We start from the raw sequence: 19,429 nt of genomic DNA on the forward strand, positions 1-19,429 counted from the left end.
GGTGTCTGCCTGCGTCAGACCGGTTCGGTCCCTTCGTCCAGCGGCCGGCGGGCCTCGGCGAGGGCGATCGTATGCACGAACCACTCCAGGACCGCGCTCAGTTCCTCGCTGCGGCCTGCGAAGACCTCAAGGGGGAACGAGGGACGCAGGTCCAGTTTCGCCTCGGCCAAGTCGATGCCCTCGATCGTGTTCAGACGGGTCAACAGCTCGCGTCGCAGCGGCTCGTCGTCGAAGGGTGCGCGGCGCTTCAGGTGTTGGAAGACGACCTCGACCGTACCCGTCTCCGGGTAGAGGGCCAGGGGCCACAGGGTGCGCACGGCAAGTGGCATGCCCACCTCGACGGTGGGAAAACAGCTGGTCTCGTTCGCCCGGCCGTACGCGCGGTAGCCACCCTGCAGCTCCCAGAAGCGGAGTGCGCTCAGCACCCCGTCCACGGTCTGGGGCGTCTGGTTGTCCCTGAGCTGGGATTCGAAGCGGGCGGCGGCCGACTGCTGGTCGTCCTCCGCCTCGCGCGTGGGAGCCGACTCGTCGGAAGCGTCCCTACCCAGCAGGGTTCCCAGGTCCGCGGTGGTCAGGCGGTGGGAGCGGCTGGCCCGGCCCGAGGCGTCGAAAGCGATCCCCTCGGCTTCCAGGAGGACCCGGGGATCGCCCGAGTGCTGGTCGTCGGTCCAGCTGAAGCCGGCCGAGATCCGGCCGTCGGCCGTCAGGACGCGGTAGGCACCGTGGAGACCGGGTTTGGTTCCCACATGGTTGCCCACCGAAATGGCATGGGTTCCAATAAGGGCCGCGAGGTCACCGTACGTGGTCCAGGTCCCCGACGGCATCGCCAGGAGGGCTTCGCGCAGTTCCTTCCAGCCGGCCCATTCGTCGTCCGCCTGGACAAGTTCCTCGATGGGCCCGGGCCACAGCTGGGTCGCCCGCTCCACCAATTCGTCGGCGCGGGCCAGGATCTCCGCCCTGCCCCAGCGCCCCTGTGCCGCGATGCGCTGGTTCATCCGCAGGGCGCTGGAGTCGAGGATCTCCTGCTTGCGGTGGAAGGGGTGGTTGGACAACCGGGCGTTGTCCCCGGACAGCGTGAGGTTACCCAGCGTGTGGACGAGCAGGGCGTGCAGCTCGTCGGGACTCTCGCCGTCCTCAGCCTCTTCCGCCAGCAGGTCGTACCACTGCTGCGCGGGGCGCTGGGGCATTACGTGCTCCACGGTGAGCCGGGCCTTTGCGTAGTCGACCGGCTCACTCGCGCTATAGCTCTCCTCAAGGCGGCGGAGCACTTGGAAACGCTGATTGCTGCGGCCGGTCTTGTAGAAGGGCCGGGTTCGGACCGCCTCGCGGACGGCATCATCGCCCGGCCAGGCGCGCGCGCCCGTCTTGTTCCTCGACAGGAACCGCCGTACGGCCTCGGCGGGCGAGCCGTCCTTGTCCAGCTCCTTGGGGATCTCCATGAACACGCGATTGGTGCCGGTGGTGGACAGACCCGCGAGCAGACGCCGCACCATGTAGCTCTCGGCGTAGGACAGCGCTTCGGCTGCCTCGGCCGCCGTGGCACGATCGGCGTCAACCAGGTCGAGCAGGTGAAGCGCCAGCGGGTAGTGGGTCTGGCCTCCCCACCTGGACAGCCGCTCCAGAGCCTCTCGGAGTCGGGGATCCGTCTCTCGCTGGGGTTCCAGGATCCGCATGAGCCGGCCGGCCCGCTCGGAGAGCAGGACGATTTCGGCGTGGAGCGCCGATTCGTCGTGGGTCAGGCGCTCCAGCCGCTTCTTCTGGTCGCGGTAGATGTCGCTCTGCTTGGCGCGACTGTTGCCGGCGACCACCAGGTCGAGCCAGACGAGCAGTTCCAGGTTGTCCGGGCCGAGCAGCTCCTGCATGGGCAGCCACAGGTCGCGGTAGACCGCCTCGCCCCGGGTCGGCAGGTACATGAAGAGGTAGTTGCGCAGCAGATCGCTCTGGCTCAGTCCGACACCGGTGTTGTTGATCGACTCGAAGATCCGGTAGACGTTGTCGCCCTCGGCTGCCGTGATCGCGACAATCGAGAGAAAGTTGCCGAGTACCGTCTCGACGGCGTCGGTCCATTGCTCTCCGGCGCTCTCCTCGCCCTCGGTCAGCGCTCCGAGGAAAAACAGGTAGGCGGATCCGATATTGCCCGAACCTCCCGCCTTCGGGAGGGACTGGACGCATGCGGTGAAGGCCGCGCGGTCCGCCTGCGTCGGCAGCAGCCGGAAGTGGTCGTCACCGTCCTGGTAGCCGTTGACCAGCAGCAGGTCGTGGATGCGAGCGGCCTTCTTGTCGGATCCCCGCGCCCGCCAGTGATCTCGCAGCGCGGTGAAGGCCAGCATAAGGGTGGTGAGCCGCTGCTGTCCGTCGACGACGAGCCAGCGCTGCATCCCGCCGGCGACGACCCGCTCCGGGGCCAGCACGACCGATCCCAGGAAGTGAGCGGCCGGTGGACGGTTCTCCAGCTGGTCCTCGACGAGCTCCTGCACGTCGTCCCAGAGCTGCCGCAGCTGCTCTCGCTGCCAGCTGTACGTGCGCTGGTAGAGAGGTACTTGGAACTGCATCTCCCCCTGAACCAGCTTGCTGAACGTGATCTCCCGAGCCTGCACGAACGCCCCCTCACACCAAGTTGCCCACGCCGACCCGCCATTCTTCCCCATCCAGGTACGGTGATCGGAAGAATCGACGGACCGCACGACTGGGGGCGACGCATGGCGACGCTGGGAATCCACAAGGACTTCCTCAGGGAATTCGCCAAGCTGGAGAAACCGGTCCAAAAGCGCGTCGAGGAAGTCTTCGACAAGTTCCAGGAGCACCGGCATGCAGGGCTCCACCTGGAGAAGCTGGAGAAGGCGCGGGACCCTCGTATCCGCACCATCCGCATCAACCAGTTCATGCGGGGAGTGGTCCTGGCCCCGGAGTCGGGAGACAGCTTTCTGCTCCTCAAGGTCATGCCTCACGACGATGCCATCGCCTGGGCCGTCAAGCACCGGGCGACCGTCAACTCCGCCACGCGGGGCATCGAGTTGCGCAACGATGTCGCACTGGAGCGGGCGACCGCTGGCGTCCGGGCGATCGCCCCGAAGGATTCCAAGAGGCTGTTCGCGCATGTCGCCGACAAGGAGATGATCCGACTCGGGATCGACCCCGACCTCCTCCCCCTCGTTCGCCATCTCAGCGACGAGGCTCATCTCGACGCCCTGCACAAGATCCTGCCGGAACAGCAGTACGACGTACTGGCAGGCCTCGCTGCCGGAATGGAACCCGAGGACGTCTGGCGCGAGGTCGTGCTCGTACAGCTGGAACAGCCCACAGCCCGTACGTCTCAGCACACCGCTACGGCAGAGAACCGTGATCAATCGGACTCTCCGGCCGGCCAGGACGAGCTCTCTGCCGCCATGGCCCGCTCGCAGGGCAGGATCGCCCTCGTCTCCGGACCTGACGAGCTGATGGACATCCTGTCGCGCCCCTTCGACGCGTGGCGGGTGTTCCTGCACCCCAGCCAGCGGAAGGTGGCATACCGGCCGTCGTTCAAGGGACCGGCCCGGATCGCCGGCGGCCCTGGCACCGGCAAGACCGTGGTCGCGCTGCATCGTGCCCTGCATCTCGCAAGGCAGCTTCCGGCAGGCTCGCCGGACGAGTCGATCCTGCTCACCACGTACACCCGGGATCTTGCGGCCGATCTCCGGAGCAGCCTCGAACTGCTGATTCCGGAGGTGGAGTTGCGGGCAAAGATCCGCGTCGTCAACGTGGACGCGCTCGCCCATCAACTCGTACGGGAGGATCGCGGTGCCCCGCTCTCGCTCGTCACAGGGCAGAAGGAGATCACGGCACGCTGGTCCCGCATCGCACACCGACTCGGTATCGACTTCGCCGACGCCTTCCTCGACCAGGAGTGGCGGCACGTCATCCTCGCCCAGGACCTGCGTTGTCCCGAGGCATACCTCAAGGCATCCCGAACCGGACGGGGCACTCCCCTCGGCCCGCTGAAGCGAGCCCAGGTATGGCGGGCCGTCGAGGCGTTCACGCAGGAGCTGCGACAGGCAGGCGAATGGACGTTCCTCCAGGTGTGCGCCGAGGCCGCTCGGCTCCTGGCGGAACGGCGTGCGGAGCACGCGTTCCGCCACGTGGTGATCGACGAAGCCCAGGATCTCCATCCCGCCCAGTGGCGATTGCTGAGGGCCTTGGTCCCGCCCGGCCCGGACGACCTGTTCATCGCCGGCGACGCCCATCAGCGGATCTACGGCAACAAGGTGTCGCTGCGAAGCCTCGATATTTCGGTGACCGGCCGGTCCACTCGGCTGCGTATCAACTACCGGACCACGAAGGAGATCCTCGTCTGGTCCACCAACTTGCTGACCGGCGAGCGGGTGGACGACATGGACGGAGGCGACGATTCATTCGACGGCTATCGGTCGGCATTCCACGGGGCGCCTCCGCGGACCAGTGGCGCCGGCTCCAAGCCCGAGGAGATCGCCGACCTGGTGGCACAGATCGAGGAATGGACCCAGGCCGATGTCTCGCCGCACGAGATCGGCGTCGCCGTGCGGTTCGTTCAACTGGGCAAGGACATCGCTCAGGGCCTGGAGCGGGCCGGCCTCCCGGCGACCGTGCTCGGCAGCACGTCGTCGGGACCCGGTGACGGCGTCCGAATCGGCACCATGCACCGGATGAAGGGCCTCGAATTCCGATGCATGGCCGTGGTCGGCGTGAACGACGGTGTCGTACCGATGCGCAGCGCGGTGACAGCGGAGGAGGTGGATGCTCAGCAGCATCGCGAGGATCTGCTGAGCGAATTGAGCCTGCTCTTCGTCGCCTGCACCCGGGCACGTGAAGCGCTCCGGGTTTCCTGGCACGGGCATCCCAGTCCGTTCCTCCATGGGGTTCTGGAACGAATGCCGAATGGCTCCGGATGTAGATCTTGACGCCCGAATCGATCAACCTGCCGCTCGGCTCCCGAGGCCCATATCTGTACACCGAGGAGCTGAAGCGCGTTTCTAGCAGCTCGAGCCCCTGCAACCCCAACCCCGCCAAACGGTGAACTGAGTTCCGACTGGCCCGTTCATCCGGGAAACCCCAGCCCAGGCGTTCTCCTTCACCAGCTCCAGGGTCAAACGAGCGTCACGACATCGACGACGGCACTGCGCCGTGTAGCGGCGGAAGAACCCGCCCTTCCCAGCGCCTCGGCCGTCTTCACCGCCGCTGCTCGCTAGTGGGGGGCGTGCAGCGCCAGGGAACGCACCGCCCTGGGAACGTGGCGATGCGCACACCATCCCTGCCGTTCAAACCGGCGGACAGCCCTCCGGTGGACCGCGAACCGCTCTTCGACCACGAGGAAGGCGCGCATCACCTGCCGGTAGAGATGGTGTTGGGGATGGCAAGGTGGGCGAGGGGAGCGTAGTCGGCGGGGCTGGCGGGCCGGGCTGTCGAGGATACCGGGAAGGTCTGAGACACCATCTTCGGCCCCTTCTTTCAGACCAGTGACCGCACCTGTGTCTGGTATCCGATATTCGGCTGCCAGACTCGTCCGCGCACTTGCTCCGGCCCAGTGCCGCCAAGCAGGGAAAGCGGCCACAACAGCGCTGCAAGGCAGGCGAAATCATCAGGACAGCGGTGCAAGAATTCCCCGGCGCCGTAATGTCCGGATGTTTTCGGCGGCCCTCTGCGGAGCAGTGCCGCCGGTGACGAGCAGCCTCGCTTCCAGATATCTGCCTACCCGGCGGTGCTCACTCGGTTCAGGGCTTGCCCGTGAGGTTCGATCCCGCTTCGAGGCTCACTTGCACGAGGCCTTCCGTTGTGGCGAGGGCCAAGTCGCCGTCGACGAAGGCGACGTCGTGCACCGGAAGGCCCAGGGGGATACTCAGCGCCTCTGCTCCTGTCTCGGAGTTCCAGAAGCGGACGGTTCCATTGTTGTCGCCCGTGACGAGCATGGCTTCGTGGTCCGGGAGCCGATACGACTCAATGGCGGTCAGGTCTGGATGGGTGATCGACTTCCCCACGGCCTCGCCTGTCATGACGTTCCACCGTCGTGCGACCCCGTCCGCGCCCGCCGTGGCCAGGAGAGACTGCCCGCCGAGTCCGACGAACGCGGACAAGGCCCGTATGCCACCGGCGTGATCCGTCACCAACTCGCCGGTCTTCTCGCCGGTACCCGGATCCCACAACCGCACCACCCCGTCCTCACCACCCGTGGCCAGGAAGGACCGCCCGCCGAACCCGACGAACGCCGACAGCGCCTGCACCCCACCGGCGTGATCCGTCACCAACTCGCCGGCCTTCTCGCCAGTACCCAAATCCCACAACCGCACCACCCCATCCTCACCACCCGTGGCGAAAGCGAGCCTTTTGCCATCGCCACGGTCGACTCGGACCGCGGTTACCGCGAGGACGTCTCCGTCGCGTTCGGTCGGCAGCACATCGACCTGCTCGCCCTCGGCCGGGTCGAACACCCGCAGCACCGCGTCGGCGCCCACAGCGGCAATCAGCGTCTGTTCCTCTTCGCCGGTGAAGGACGTCAGCGCCCGCGTGGTCGTCGCGGCGTCGTGAAAGGGCACACCTGCCAGTCGGCCGCTGAGCGGTGCCCAGATCCGTAGGGTGTGGTCGTCGCCGCTGGTAGCCAGCAGTGGGTACGCACCGGACAAGGGCGGCACCGGCGTCACGGCCCTCACCCAGTCCTCGTGGCCTGCCAGAAGAGCTGTCACCGGCTGGCCGCCGGCCGGATCCCATAGTCGGACACTGTTGTCCGCTCCGGCAGTGACGAGTAGCGTCCGTACACCGTCCTCGCCTGACTCGACCAGCGTTCCCACCGCGAGGACTGGTTCCATGTGACCGGTGAGAGGCTCCCTGGTCTGCCTGCCGGTATCCGGATCCCAGATCCGTATCGTCCCGTCCTCACCCCCGGAAGCCAGCAGTGTCTGCCCTTCCCGCCCCACGAATGCCGCGACGGAGAAGACGGCTCCTTCGTGACCGGTCAGGGGATCAGTGATTTCCTCCCCGGTGACCGGGTTCCAAATCCGTAGCGTCCCGTCGTTGCCCGCGGTGGCCAGGAGCACATGCCTGTCCTGGTCGTCCAGACTGCCGAACGCCACCACCGAGTAGACGTCGCCATCGTGACCGGTCCCCACGAGCACATCGGTTTCCCGGCCGGTGTCCGGGTCCCACTCCGTCCCGGGCTCGTCCAAGCCTCCCACCGCCAGCTCCCTGCCAGTCAGCGGCTCCCAGACGCGCAGCGTCCCGTCTCCGCCTCCCGTGGCAAGCAGCGTCTGCTTGTTGGCGTCCTCGAACGCCGCCACGGAGTGGACCCAGTCGTCGTGAGCGGTCAGCGGCTCCCCCACTGCCTCTCCCCTGATGGGGTCCCAGATGCGTACTGTGCCGTCCGCTCCCCCGGTGGCCAGCAGCGTCCGCCCCTTCGGGCCCGTGAACGCCTCGATCGACTGGACGGCGGCGTCGTGCAGCGTCACCGGGTCCCCCACGGCTTCCCCCCGCGCCGGGTCCCAGAACCGTACCGTCCCGTCGTCACTGCCCGACGCCAGCAGCACTCTCCCTGAGGCGTCCGTGAACGCCACGACGGTCTGGACCGAGCCCCTGTGACCGGTAAGACGCAAGTGCGGTGCGTGGCCTTTCAGTTGTCCCCAGCGCACGGACCAGGCCGAATCAGGGTCGGAAGTTCTCCTGCCGAAGCGCTGCACGACGCTCTCCTGCGTGCAGCGAAGACTCGCGAGCTCCCGCAATCCTCGCCGGTCCCGGGAGTCCACGGTGGCGAGTTGCTCCCATGCGAACAGGACTCCGGCCACCGGGGGAGGAAGCTCGAACCGCCCGAGGGCTCTGAGCATGACGCTGGCGACGACCGCCGAGGGGCTCAGCCGGTCGAGCAGTTGGGGGCGGTCCGCAAGGACCTGCCATCCGTCCGGCCCGGCAAGACCGGCATGGGTGGGCAGATGGTTCACGACATAGGGGTTGGGTCGTTGGTCCAGCACCGGGCTCGGGGGTTCCACCAGGTACTCGGTGATACGGCGGTGCCGGTCGTCGTGCGCAGAAGGCGGAACCGTCCGGGTGAAGTGCTCGGAGAATGTCCGGTGCGCCAGGCGGTACACGCTCTGGCCCGATTCCGTGTCCAACATGAGGTACGGCGCGGCTGTGTCCGTCAGCTCTGTGATGTCGTCATCGGTGACGGCAATGTCAGGGCTGTCGGCGAGGGCCGTAGCGATGCCTGCCCAGACGCCGTCGGCGATGGGCAGGCCGCGCCCCTGTGTCAGAGCGAGCGCTTCGAGGAGGAGGCGATTACAGGGGATCTTTTCACTCAACCGCTCGACGGCCCGGGCGAAGAGCTGTCGGTGGTCGCACGCGAGCAGGGGGGTCGGGTCAGCGGCCAGGTCAGGGGTACTGATGATTTCGTGCACAGCAAGACGACCGTAGAGGAATTCCCGGTCAAGATCACTGAGGGCTTCCGCAGTCCTGTCGATCTGTGAGGGCTCGACGCCCAACCGGGCCCGTGCCGCGTGCAGTCGATTGCGTATGTACTGGCGCATGGCCGCGGGGTCGCGGACGACGCTCAGTGTCTCGCGGTTGCCGTTCCGATCCGTTCCCAGTGCCTCCATGAGGTCCGCGTCGTCGAATGCCGGCAGATCGGGTCCTTCGGCCGTGGACCGGCGCGTGCCAACAACGACGCGCACACCGTCCAGGTCCGCCAGGGGGCTGAGTATCCGTTCCGCGATCAGCAGAGGTAGGTGCGCCTCGTCGAGCGCGTCCGCCAGTAGCGTGAAGCGGACGTCGGCGTCGGCCCTGGAGAGCTGTTCGCCGGCGCCTCTGCCGACCGCGCGAAAGCGCTCGACCAGCCAGGCACACTGTTCGCCGATCGCCGCGTCGGGCGGAATGCCGAGCCCGGCCGAGTCCGCAATACGCTGCACCACAGTCCGGGGCGTCGCCCCCGTCAGGTGAAGGACCGAGTCGAAGACGTCGTAGGGAGGGACGCTGCCCTCGGGAAGGGGGCCGAGCTTCTGATGCTCAATCAGAATATCGGCGAGCTCACGACGGGAGTGCACCACGATGTGCCCCAGAAGCGCCGACTTACCCGACCCCGCCGCTCCGGTGACGACGAGCATCCCTCCTTCCGCGCTGTCGAGCCATGCGAGGATCCGGCGGCGCTCTTCCTCACGGCCTTCGAAGTACCAGTTCTGTTCCCCCAGTTCGGCACCACTGGCCTTGGGGATGAAGTGGAGACGCTCGTCGTCCGTGAGGTTGTCGAGGACCTTCTCGATGTCGGTCACGGTGTCCAGGGACGCCTGCATGCGGCCCGCCAGCGTGGGCACGGCGCGGCGCAGAGCGGCACCACCGTCACCCGGACGCAGGTGGACAGAACAGCCGCTCAGGTTCCGCTGGAGCTCTCTGGCGAGGTCGTAGAAGTCGATCGTGTCCTCGGTGCGGAAGGTGCTCGTCAGAACGGTGTTCAGTACCCTCCGGAAAGCGCCGAGGACGGTGCTCCCCTCCGCGGCCGTCGCAATCAGCAGGTAGTCGCGCGCTTCCTTGTCATCCAGAGCCTTGGACTGCATCCGATCCACGAAGTCACTGGAGGAGCACGCATCGATGATCACGATGGCCCAGCCGGCGTCGACCTGACACTGCCGCGCTTTGAGGGACTGCAGCAGGTCCTCGGGCCCGATGCCGTTCTGAGTCAGTTCCGCGGGGCTGAGGGCGTGGGCGAGCAACGTCGTGGGACCCCCGTTGCTCCACCCATGACCGACCCAGTACAGGACTGTGTCACCAGTGACGTGGGAGGCCGACCACTCTTCAAGTCGTTGCTTTACAGCGCCGACGTCTCGTTTCTCCGCGGGGACTGCCCAGGGGTCGACGCGAGCACCGAACGGTTCCAGCAGCGCGGCAACGGCCGCCACCTCCGGCTCCGTCTCCAGATGGTCATGGTGAACATACACACCGATGTCGACCGGAAAGAACTGCAGCGCCCCCGAGGCGTTCCCGCTGTCCGAAACAGTCACCATCGGCCGCGTCTCAGTCATCCTTGGGATCGACTGCCAGGACGAGCTGTGTGACGGGTGAGTTGCCTCCGGATTTGGCCTTGATCCGGTACAGACCGGGTGCGGGCAGGGTGACTTGGGCGCCGAGTTCACCATCGATTCGGTGGAGGCCCGCCCTGGCAATCTGCTGATCGGTTGCCGCGTTGTGGACGGTGCATCGCGTCCCAGCGTTCGCAGGCCGCCCCGAGTCCGGCGCGGAACGCACCCGCAGCAACCAAGGGCGACCTGCCACGACATAGTCGGGAACATCCAGGCCGATGTGACCGTCACCCAGTGCGGGACCACGGTTGTGGTCGTACTCGGTGAGCACGGCTCGCACATACTCGACGGCGGCGCTGTCCTTGGCCAGGCCGCCATGCTGCAACGGGAGTCCTACAGGCTCGTTCGCGGCGAGGTGGGCCGCGTCCCGGTAGACGGTGCCGTCGCCTGCCCGGTCACGGCGGATGGGGATGCGGTCACCGTCGCGGGCCAGTTCACCGTCTCCGTTACGCTCGAACGCGACGTACTGCTTGTGCACCACCCCAGCGTCGAGACGCAGACTCTGCGCCGTCGGCTGGGCCACGCCGACGAGCGCGCGGTGCCCTTGGAGGGCGGGCGCCCGTTCACGCATGCGTTGCTGGAACAATTGGGCCTCACGGGCGAGTTCTACGTCACCACCCAAGGCTGCCACGTCGGCCGGGCCCAGGCGGTGCACGTCAGTCCCCGCGTCGACGCAGCGGTAGTCCGGCAGCAGGTCGTGCACGCCGGGCAGTGTCGCCGACAGGGCCTGCATCCGGCGTCGCAGCCGGGCGGGCAGACGGCCGGAGCGGTCGCCGTTGAGGATGACGGCCGCCTTGACCGAACCAAGGAACGGCGTGCCGAGGGTGACCACGGCTCTGGTGTCAGGGGCCAGGTCGCTGCCCTGGGACACGGCGTGGGCGAAGGCGGCCCGGGTGACCAGGCCGCCCATGGAATGGGCGACGAACACCAGGCGGGCCTCGCGCCCGTCCGGATGCCGACGGCGTGCCCGATCGTGCTCCTCACTGGCGCGCCACCGGATCAGGTGACGATGGGCGGCTTCCGCCAGCAGTGCGCCGTTGACGGCGACGGGTAGCCGCCAGTCGTACGGGAACTCGAGTACGGCCTTCGGGTCAGCGACCGTCCGCTCGATGGCGGCGAGCAGGGCGCTGTAGGGCTCGAGCCCTTTCAGGAACGGCGCCCAGACGGGAAAGCGCAGCAGCCCGGTGGCTTCCACCCGGCCGTACTTGCCGGACCGCTCGTCCTCGTCCATGTGCAACGGGTGCGTCCCGTCGTCACGCAGCCAGGCACCCAGCCACCGAGGATCACGCAGACCCCACACCGAGTGCCCTGTGACGGTGTCGCGCAGCGCACTGCCCATGATCCCCGGCACCACGACCACGGCGTCATGAGTGACATCAGGTGACACGCCGGTGCGCTCGTTCCCCCCAAACATCATGCAGGAACGATATCCGGCAGACGCCGTGTGGAGGAGCGGAAACCCAAGGACCACCGCCGCCGACGAGAGGCAGCGGCGGCACTCACCCGCGCCTTCAACTCGGTTCGCAGGAAGCGGGCCGAGTAGCACCGGGCGTACACCAGTTACTCAACGGCCTGGCGGACCTGGATACCGAGGGCCTCGGTGACCTCATCGCCCGCGTCGAGGTTCTTCTTCAGCAGCCCAACCAGGGTCTCGGACTCGTCGTACTCGAAGAATCGGCGGCGCAGGAGAGAGGCGAAAGCGCGGACAACGTTGCGTTCGGCGGCCTCGTTCCAGCCGATGTCAAGGACGTGTCGGCCAGGCTCGACCTCCCAAATGACGGAGAGGGTGTCGCCGAACCGTCCGTCGGCGACGGGCTGGAGGTGGATGAGCGTCGCGGCGCGGCCGTCGGAGGCCGGGCGGGGTCCACCCAGGCGACGACCCAGCTCTGACCCCGTACTTCGACGAGCTCACCATCCCGGGGCAGTCGCTCCTCCGGAACCGCCGCGCCCCCCACTCGCCGTGAGCCGCGGATGCCACGGCCGATGCCGACCCGGACATCGGCGCAGCCCCTGGACTGCGCCACGTCCCTGAGCCGCAAGACGACCGGGAACCGCTGTCGCTATTCGATGCGACGTCAGGCTGATCGCGCTGGAGGTGTCCCGGGACTCGATGAAGTCGCTAAGGTCCGCGCCGGGCTACGGGCGGTGATCGAACGCCGCTTACCGAAGGCAGGGCCGTGGGTCGTGGCCACGCGCTGACGCATTGGCCTGCCGCCACCTGCGGCATCTCCGCCACAAGACGTCCGCCGCGTTGATGGCAGTCACACGCTCACGGAAAATGAGCCTGCGATGGGTGCCTCTCCGGGATGAAAACCCCGCAGGACGAGCGTCATCTGAGCGTCAACATTCCGAGAAGTGGATGACACCGCTGCCGGCCCGGTCACCGCTGCAGCGTGAAGTCGCAGGTCAGACCTCCTCTAATGGACAGGCTGTCCGCTCGAACCGTTGCACAACCGGAAACAGGTCGAGCGGCCCGACCATCTGTAAAACCCCAGGTCAGGCGTCCTTCTTCACCGGCTCCAGAATCGCCACGCACTCCACGTGGTGGGTCATCGGGAACAGGTCGAAGGCCCTCAGCGTCCGGACCTTGTAGCCGCGGTCCGCGAAGTACGCCAGGTCTCGGGCCAGGGCTGCCGGGTCGCAGGCCACGTAGGCGATGCGGCGGGCGCCGAGGCCTGCGAGGTGGTGGACCGTCTGCTTGCCGGCGCCGGCGCGCGGGGGGTCCAGGACGATGAGGTCGACCTCCGTGATGCCCGTGCGCGGGAGGACCGACTCGACCTTGCCCTGTTCGACGCGGACGCGCGGGAAGGCCGCCAGGTTGTGGCGGGCGTCCTCGACCGCGCGCTTGCCCGACTCGATGCCGAGGACCGCGCCCTGCTCGCCGACGCGGTCGGCGATGGCGCCCGCGAAGAGGCCGACGCCGCAGTAGAGGTCGAGGGCCGTTTCGCCCTTGCGGGGGGTGAGGCCCTGCATGACGGCGAGCATCAGGGTCTGCGCGGCCTTCGGGTGGACCTGCCAGAAGCCGCCGTTGCCGACGCGGTAGGTGCGGTCGTCGGCGCGCTCGCGGACGAAGGCGCGGCCGTGGACGCGGTGGACTCCGCCGTCCTTCTCGTCGACGCGGAGGACGGAGACCGGCTTGTCCAGTTCGACCAGGGGGAGGCGGCCGCCGGGCTTCGGGGTCAGGATGACCTGGCGGTCGTTCGAGCCGGAGGCGGCGATGGCCTCGACCGAGGCCATGTTCTCCCAGTCGCGCTTCTCGATGCCCAGTTCCGAGACGCCCGGCGCCGCGATCATGCAGTGGTCGATCACCTCGACCTCGTGCGAGCGGTGCTTGCGCAGGCCCGCGTGGCCGTCCGCGTCGATCGCGTACTGGACGCGGGTCCGCCACTGCGGGACCTCGCCCTGCGGGAGCTTGTCGCCCTCGGCCGGCATGACGGTGCCGTCCCAGCCGGCCTCCTCGGGGGTCAGGCCGGCGAGCCGCAGGAGCTGCTCGGCGATGACCTCGCCCTTGAGGCGGCGCTGGGCTCCGGGCTTGGCGTGCTGCCAGTCGCAGCCGCCGCACTTGCCCGGGCCCGCGAAGGGGCACGGGGCCTCGACGCGGTCCTTGGACGGGTCGAGGATCGTGATCGCGTCCGCGCGCAGGAAGCGGGAGGTCTCCTCGCCCTCGGTGACGCGGGCGACGACCCTCTCGCCGGGCAGCGCGTGGCGGACGAAGAGGACACGGCCCGCCTCGGTGCGGGCGATGCAGTGGCCTCCGTGCGCGACCGGACCGACCTCGACCTCGTACTCTTCCCCGACCAACGACGAAACAGGGGTGTTCTGCATGGTGGGGAAGCTCCAAGGGGACGCGACGGTGGGCTGCCGTTTGGACGGCAGCCCACCAGTCTAGTTGTTCTTTTTGAGATGTTCCTTGCGCCCGGTGTTCGGCGGCGCTAGTTGTTCTTGGTCGCCGGTTCCTTGTGGCCCTTCTCCACCGGGCCGCGGCGGACCGAGCCCGGCGCGTTCCACTCCTGGCGCTTCCTGGCCCGCTTCTTCGCGACCTCGGAGGACCGGAGCTGGTAGGGGACGGAGGTCACCATGACGCCGGGGGTGAAGAGCAGCCTGCCCTTGAGGCGGAGTGCGGACTGGTTGTGGAGCAGGTGCTCGTACCAGTGCCCGACGACGTACTCCGGGATGTAGACGGAGACGGCGTCGCGCGGGCTCTCCCGGCGGATGTTCTTGACGTACTCGATCACCGGGCGGGTGATCTCGCGGTACGGCGAGTCGAGGATCTTGAGCGGGACGTTGATGCCGCGCCGCTCCCACTCCTCCCTCAGCGCCCTCGTCTCGACCGGGTCGACGTTGACGGTCAGCGCCTCCAGCTCGTTCGCGTGCATGAGCTTGGCGTAGGCCAGGGCGCGGAGGGTGGGCTTGTGGAGCTTGGAGACGAGGACGATGGAGCGGACCCGGGAGGGGCGTACGTACTCGTCGGGGCGGTCCTCGGCGGCGGCGATCTCGGCGGCGACCGAGTCGTAGTGCCGGCGGATCGCGGACATCGTCCCGTAGAAGATCACCATGCCGAGCAGGGCGACCCAGGCGCCGTGGGTGAACTTGGTGGCGAGGACGACGACGAGGACGAGGCCGGTGAAGAAGGCGCCGAAGGCGTTGATCGCGCGGGAGCGGATCATGTGGCGGCGCTTGGCCGGGTCCCGCTCGGTCGTCAGGTGCCGGTTCCAGTGCCGGACCATGCCGGTCTGGCTGAGGGTGAAGGAGACGAAGACGCCGACGATGTACAGCTGGATCAGCTTGGTCGAGTCCGCCCCGTAGACCCAGACGAGCAGGGCGGCGGCACCGGCGAGGAGCACGATGCCGTTGGAGAAGGTGAGGCGGTCGCCGCGGGTGTGCAGCTGGCGCGGCAGGTACCGGTCCTGGGCGAGGATCGAGCCGAGGAGCGGGAAGCCGTTGTACGCGGTGTTGGCGGCCAGGAAGAGGACGAGCGCGGTGGCTGCGGCGAGCAGGATGAAGAAGAACGTTCCGTCGCCGAAGACGGCGGCCGCGACCTGGGAGATGACCGGGTCCTGGACATAGCCCTCGCCGACCGGCCGGCCGTTGACCAGCAGGTCCTGCGCCGGCTTCTCGGCCATCCGGACATCGGTGGCCATGGCCAGGAAGATGATGCCGCAGAACATCGTGACGGCCAGGCCGCCCATGAGGGCGAGCGTGGTGGCGGCGTTCCTCGACTTGGGCTTGCGGAAGGCGGGGACACCGTTGGAGATCGCCTCGACGCCGGTGAGCGCGGCACAGCCGGAGGAGAACGCGCGCAGCAGCAGGAAGACGAGCGCGAAGCCCGCGAGCCCTTCGTGCTCGGGCTTGATCTCGAAGTCGGCGGTGGGCGCCTTCATGGTCTCGTCGAGGACGATCCCCTTGTACGCGCCCCAGGCGATCATGATGAAGACGCCGGCGACGAAGACGTACGTCGGGATCGCGAAGAGCGAGCCCGACTCCTTCACTCCGCGCAGGTTCATCACGGTGAGCAGCACGATCACGCCGACCGCGCAGGCCACCTTGTGCTCGACGACGAAGGGGATCGCGGAGCCGAGGTTCTCGATGCCCGAGGAGATCGACACGGCGACGGTCAGGACGTAGTCGACGAGCAGGGCGCTCGCGACGGTCAGTCCGGCCTTCGGCCCGAGGTTGGTGTTGGCGACCTCGTAGTCGCCGCCGCCGCTCGGGTACGCGTGGACGTTCTGCCGGTACGAGGCGACGACCGTGAACATCAGGACGACGACCGCGAGCGCGATCCACGGGCTGAAGTGGTAGGCCGACAGCCCGGCCACGGACAGAACGAGCAGCACCTCGCCCGGTGCGTACGCCACCGAGGACAGCGGGTCGGAGGCGAAGACGGGGAGGGCGATCCGCTTGGAGAGGAGAGTCTCTCCCAGCTTGTCGCTGCGCAGGGCCCGCCCGATCAGGATCCGTTTGGGAAGGTCGGTCAGTTTGGACACGGAGAGGATCGTAAGCGTTCGAAAACAGCCACGTGCACCGGCACCCCCGATAGGCACGGAATCTCCCTGACTACCACCTCGGATGCGGTCCAGGCCAGCGTTGACGCTTAAGCTCGGACCGGGTGACCCGGCAGGGTGTCGCCCGCCGCGACCCGGGCGCATCGGGTGAGGAAAGTTGTGAGCAGGGTGTTTTCGCAGGTCAGTAAGACGATCAGGAGTGCGGGGTAAGGGGACGTGCACATCGTCATCATGGGCTGCGGGCGAGTGGGAGCCGCTCTCGCGCAGACCCTGGAGCAGCAGGGGCACACCGTCGCGGTCGTGGACCAGGACCCGACGGCTTTCCGTCGTCTGGGGTCGGGTTTCGGCGGTCGGCGCGTCACGGGCGTGGGCTTCGACCAGGACACGCTGCGTGAGGCCGGCATCGAGGACGCGGGGGCGTTCGCCGCGGTGAGCAGCGGCGACAACTCGAACATCATCGCGGCGCGGGTCGCCCGCGAGATGTTCGGCATCGAGAACGTGGCGGCGCGGATCTACGACCCGCGTCGCGCCGAGGTCTACCAGCGCCTCGGCATCCCGACGGTCGCGACGGTCCGCTGGACGGCCGACCAGATGCTGCGGCGGCTGCTGCCCTCGGGCGCGGAGCCGCTGTGGCGGGACCCGAGCGGGGGGGTGCAGCTCGCGGAGGTGCACACCTCCCCGGCCTGGATCGGCCACAAGGTGAGCCGGCTCCAGGAGGAGACCGGAGTGCGCGTCGCCTTCCTCACCCGGCTGGGCGAAGCGATTCTGCCGACCTCGCAGACGGTGCTCCAGGAAGGTGATCTGGTGCACGTGATGATGCGTACGGACGAGATCGCGAAGGTCGAGGAGGCCTTCGCCGAGGGTCCCGAGGAGGGCGGTCACTGATGCGTGTCGCTATTGCGGGCGCGGGTGCGGTGGGCCGTTCCATCGCGGGCGAGCTGCTGGAGAACGGTCACGAGGTCCTGCTCATCGACAAGGCGCCGACCGCCATCTCGGTGGAGCGGGTGCCGCAGGCGGAGTGGCTGCTCGCCGACGCCTGTGAGATCACCTCGCTCGACGAGGCGGCGCTCCAGCGCTGCAACGTGGTGATCGCGGCGACCGGCGACGACAAGGTGAACCTGGTCGTCTCGCTGCTCGCCAAGACCGAGTACGGCGTGCCGCGGGTCGTCGCCCGGGTGAACAACCCGAAGAACGAGTGGCTGTTCAACGAGGCCTGGGGCGTGGACGTGGCCGTCTCGACCCCGCGTCTCATGTCGGCCCTGGTGGAGGAGGCGGTGAGCGTCGGCGACCTCGTCCGGCTGCTGCGCTTCAGCCACGGCGACGCGAACCTGGTCGAGCTGACGCTCCCGCCGGAGTCGGCGGTCGCCGGCACCGCGGTCGGGGACGTGGCCTGGCCGCAGGACACCTCGCTGGTGACGATCATCCGCGGTTCGCGGGTGCTGACGCCGAGTGCCGAGGAGACCCTGGAGGCCGGCGACGAGCTGCTGTTCGTGGCCGCGCAGGCCCGCGAGGAGCAGCTGGAGGACCTGCTGCAGGTCCGCCGCGAGCCGACGGAGTCCTGAGCACCGGCCGTACACGCGGAAGGGCCCGGACCTGTTCGTCAGGTCCGGGCCCTTTCTCGTGCCGTCTCAGGCCTCCGGGTGGCTCTGCGCCGCGGCGGCGGCCGCCTTGCGCTCCTTCTCGGCGAGCTCCTCGGCCTCCATCTCGGCGAAGACGTCGATCGGCGGCGGAGCCTTCGCGAGGAACACCCAGGTGAGGTAGACCGCGAGCAGGAACGGCGGGATCTTCAGGGCCACGAGCACCCAGCCGAACTTGGTCGTGTCGGCCCACCAGTACATCGGGAAGAGGATCGCGCACTTGCCGAGCAGGATCAGGCCCCAGGCCCAGCTCGCCTTCGTGTACGCCTTCTTCCGGCCGGGGTTACGGGTCCGCCAGGAGAGGTTCTCCTTGAAGACCGGGCCCAGGATCAGGCCGATCAGCGGGACCCCGGCGAGCGCGGTGACGATGTACGCGAGGGCGAGGCCCAGGGTGTACAGCATGCCCGGCAGGTAGAAGTCCTTGGCGTTGCCCGTCATCATCGCGAAGACGACACCGAAGGCGACGCCGAAGACGCCGCTGAACGCGTGCTTGACGGTGTCCCGCCGGATGAGCCGGACGGCGACCAGGACCAGCGACACCGCGAGGGCGGCGATCGCGGAGATCTGCACGTTCTTGTTGATCGTGAAGATCGTGACGAACAACAGGCCCGGCACGACCGTCTCGATCATGCCCCGCAGGCCGCCGAAGGCCTCGAACAGCGCGGCCTCGGTGACCTCCTTCGATGCCTGGGCGTCCTGGTCCGTGGTGGTCGGCTTGTCGAGGGACGTCACCGGCTACTCCTGTCCGAGCGGTCGGAGCTCGTATTTGGGGTTGAAGAGGACCCGCCGGCCGTGGCTCATGGAGATCCGGCCGGAGGCGATCAGCTTGCGGCCCGGCTCGATGCCCACGATGGAGCGCCGGCCGAGCCACACGACGTCGAGCGGTGCCGTGCCGTCGAAGAGTTCGGCCTCCAGCGCGGGCACACCGGCCCGGGGGCGCAGTGTGACCGTGCGCAAGGTACCAGTCACCTTGACTATCTGGCGGTCGGAGCAGTCGCAGATTCGCGTGCACCCCGACGCCTCGGCGTCCTCCTGGAGCTCCTCCGACTCCAGGTCCTCCGGCGAGGAGGAGAGCCGGTCGAGCATCCGGCGGAACCTACCGGCCGGCTTCTCTGTACGTGGTGCAGCACTCATACAGAAAGCGTACCGGCCACCGCCGTCGCCGGGACCTGCCCCCGAACGGCCGCCGGTTCAGCGTTCGAAGCGGTAGCCCATGCCCGGTTCGGTGACGAAATGCCGCGGGTGCGAGGGATCGCTCTCCAGCTTGCGGCGGAGCTGCGCCATGTACACCCGGAGGTAGTTGGTCTCCGTGCCGTACGAGGGTCCCCAGACCTCCTGGAGCAGCTGCTTCTGGCTGACCAGGCGGCCGCTGTTGCGGACCAGGACTTCGAGCAGGTGCCACTCGGTGGGGGTGAGCCGGACGTCCCGGCCGTCGCGGTGGACCTTCTTCGCCGCGAGGTCGACGGTGAAGCCCTCCGCCTCGACGACCACGACCCCGTCCTCGGCGCCGCCGACGGGCTCGGCACGGCGGACGGCGGCGCGCAGCCGGGCCAGCAGCTCGTCCATGCCGAAGGGCTTGGTGACGTAGTCGTCGGCGCCGGCGTCGAGCGCCTCGACCTTCTCGTCGGAGGTCTGCCGGGCCGAGAGGACCAGGATCGGCACCCGGGTCCAGCCGCGCAGGCCCTTGATGACCTCGACGCCGTCCATGTCGGGGAGGCCGAGGTCGAGGACG

The 19,429-nt window shown here is 68.2% G+C and carries 11 protein-coding genes and 1 pseudogene; 3 read left to right on the forward strand and 9 right to left on the reverse strand.

All coding sequences use genetic code 11. The features are described 5' to 3' along the window. Positions 1–14: 14 nt before the first annotated feature. Entirely contained in the window at positions 15–2,597 is a 2,583-nt protein-coding gene (locus AOK00_RS10655; RefSeq protein ID WP_055600062.1) for a GmrSD restriction endonuclease domain-containing protein, read from the reverse strand. 102 nt (positions 2,598–2,699) lie between these two features. On the opposite strand from AOK00_RS10655, the gene AOK00_RS10660 reads away from it, so the two are divergent. Further along, complete coding sequence (locus AOK00_RS10660; protein ID WP_055600063.1) at positions 2,700–4,913, forward strand: UvrD-helicase domain-containing protein; 2,214 nt, start codon at positions 2,700–2,702, stop codon at positions 4,911–4,913. An 810-nt stretch (positions 4,914–5,723) separates the two neighbouring features. On the opposite strand, the gene AOK00_RS10665 is transcribed toward AOK00_RS10660, so the two are convergent. The 5 genes and pseudogenes from AOK00_RS10665 to AOK00_RS10680 all read right to left on the reverse strand — a co-directional run bounded on the left by AOK00_RS10665 (position 5,724) and on the right by AOK00_RS10680 (position 16,042). Further along, a complete protein-coding gene (locus AOK00_RS10665) occupies positions 5,724–10,001 on the reverse strand; it encodes a WD40 repeat domain-containing protein (RefSeq protein WP_079041927.1) in 4,278 nt (1,425 codons plus the stop codon). Next, positions 9,994–11,475: a lipase/acyltransferase domain-containing protein gene (locus tag AOK00_RS10670; protein WP_254047311.1), complete on the reverse strand. Its 1,482-nt coding sequence runs from the start codon at positions 11,473–11,475 to the stop codon at positions 9,994–9,996. The genes AOK00_RS10665 and AOK00_RS10670 overlap by 8 nt, the downstream gene beginning before the upstream one ends. 146 nt (positions 11,476–11,621) lie before the next feature. Then, positions 11,622–12,031: pseudogene (locus AOK00_RS41570) on the reverse strand (hypothetical protein); the annotation flags it as partial. A 523-nt stretch (positions 12,032–12,554) separates the two neighbouring features. Continuing rightward, positions 12,555–13,883 carry a class I SAM-dependent RNA methyltransferase gene (locus AOK00_RS10675; RefSeq protein ID WP_055600065.1) on the reverse strand — a complete coding sequence of 443 codons (1,329 nt, stop codon included), beginning with the start codon at positions 13,881–13,883 and terminating at the stop codon, positions 12,555–12,557. A 107-nt stretch (positions 13,884–13,990) separates the two neighbouring features. Continuing rightward, on the reverse strand, positions 13,991–16,042 hold the full coding sequence (locus tag AOK00_RS10680; protein WP_055600066.1) for an APC family permease: 2,052 nt from the start codon (positions 16,040–16,042) through the stop codon (positions 13,991–13,993). Positions 16,043–16,276: 234 nt separating this feature from the next. On the opposite strand from AOK00_RS10680, the gene AOK00_RS10685 reads away from it, so the two are divergent. Both AOK00_RS10685 and AOK00_RS10690 read left to right on the forward strand, forming a co-directional pair. After that, a complete protein-coding gene (locus tag AOK00_RS10685; RefSeq protein ID WP_030321520.1) occupies positions 16,277–16,945 on the forward strand; it encodes a potassium channel family protein in 669 nt (222 codons plus the stop codon). Then, positions 16,945–17,622 carry a potassium channel family protein gene (locus AOK00_RS10690; RefSeq protein ID WP_030321521.1) on the forward strand — a complete coding sequence of 226 codons (678 nt, stop codon included), beginning with the start codon at positions 16,945–16,947 and terminating at the stop codon, positions 17,620–17,622. Before AOK00_RS10685 ends, AOK00_RS10690 begins: the two co-directional genes overlap by 1 nt. Positions 17,623–17,688: 66 nt before the next feature. On the opposite strand, the gene AOK00_RS10695 is transcribed toward AOK00_RS10690, so the two are convergent. The 3 genes from AOK00_RS10695 to AOK00_RS10705 all read right to left on the reverse strand — a co-directional run. Continuing rightward, positions 17,689–18,429 carry a DUF3159 domain-containing protein gene (locus AOK00_RS10695; RefSeq protein WP_055600067.1) on the reverse strand — a complete coding sequence of 247 codons (741 nt, stop codon included), beginning with the start codon at positions 18,427–18,429 and terminating at the stop codon, positions 17,689–17,691. 3 nt (positions 18,430–18,432) lie between these two features. After that, a complete protein-coding gene (locus AOK00_RS10700; RefSeq protein ID WP_073906407.1) occupies positions 18,433–18,831 on the reverse strand; it encodes an OB-fold nucleic acid binding domain-containing protein in 399 nt (132 codons plus the stop codon). 57 nt (positions 18,832–18,888) lie between these two features. Continuing rightward, positions 18,889–19,429 (reverse strand): winged helix-turn-helix domain-containing protein (locus AOK00_RS10705; protein ID WP_254047312.1); only part of this gene is annotated, 541 nt, incomplete at its 5' end.

This window comes from Streptomyces aureus, assembly GCF_001418135.1.
GTDB lineage: Bacteria > Actinomycetota > Actinomycetes > Streptomycetales > Streptomycetaceae > Streptomyces > Streptomyces aureus_A.

Coding starts and splice junctions, on each gene's coding strand:
- AOK00_RS10660 (WP_055600063.1), top strand. CDS start 2,700: ATGGCGACGCTGGGAATCCACAAGGACTTCCTCAGGGAATTCGCCAAG.
- AOK00_RS10665 (WP_079041927.1), bottom strand. CDS start 10,001: ATGACTGAGACGCGGCCGATGGTGACTGTTTCGGACAGCGGGAACGCC.
- AOK00_RS10670 (WP_254047311.1), bottom strand. CDS start 11,475: ATGATGTTTGGGGGGAACGAGCGCACCGGCGTGTCACCTGATGTCACT.
- AOK00_RS10675 (WP_055600065.1), bottom strand. CDS start 13,883: ATGCAGAACACCCCTGTTTCGTCGTTGGTCGGGGAAGAGTACGAGGTC.
- AOK00_RS10690 (WP_030321521.1), top strand. CDS start 16,945: ATGCGTGTCGCTATTGCGGGCGCGGGTGCGGTGGGCCGTTCCATCGCG.
- AOK00_RS10700 (WP_073906407.1), bottom strand. CDS start 18,831: ATGAGTGCTGCACCACGTACAGAGAAGCCGGCCGGTAGGTTCCGCCGG.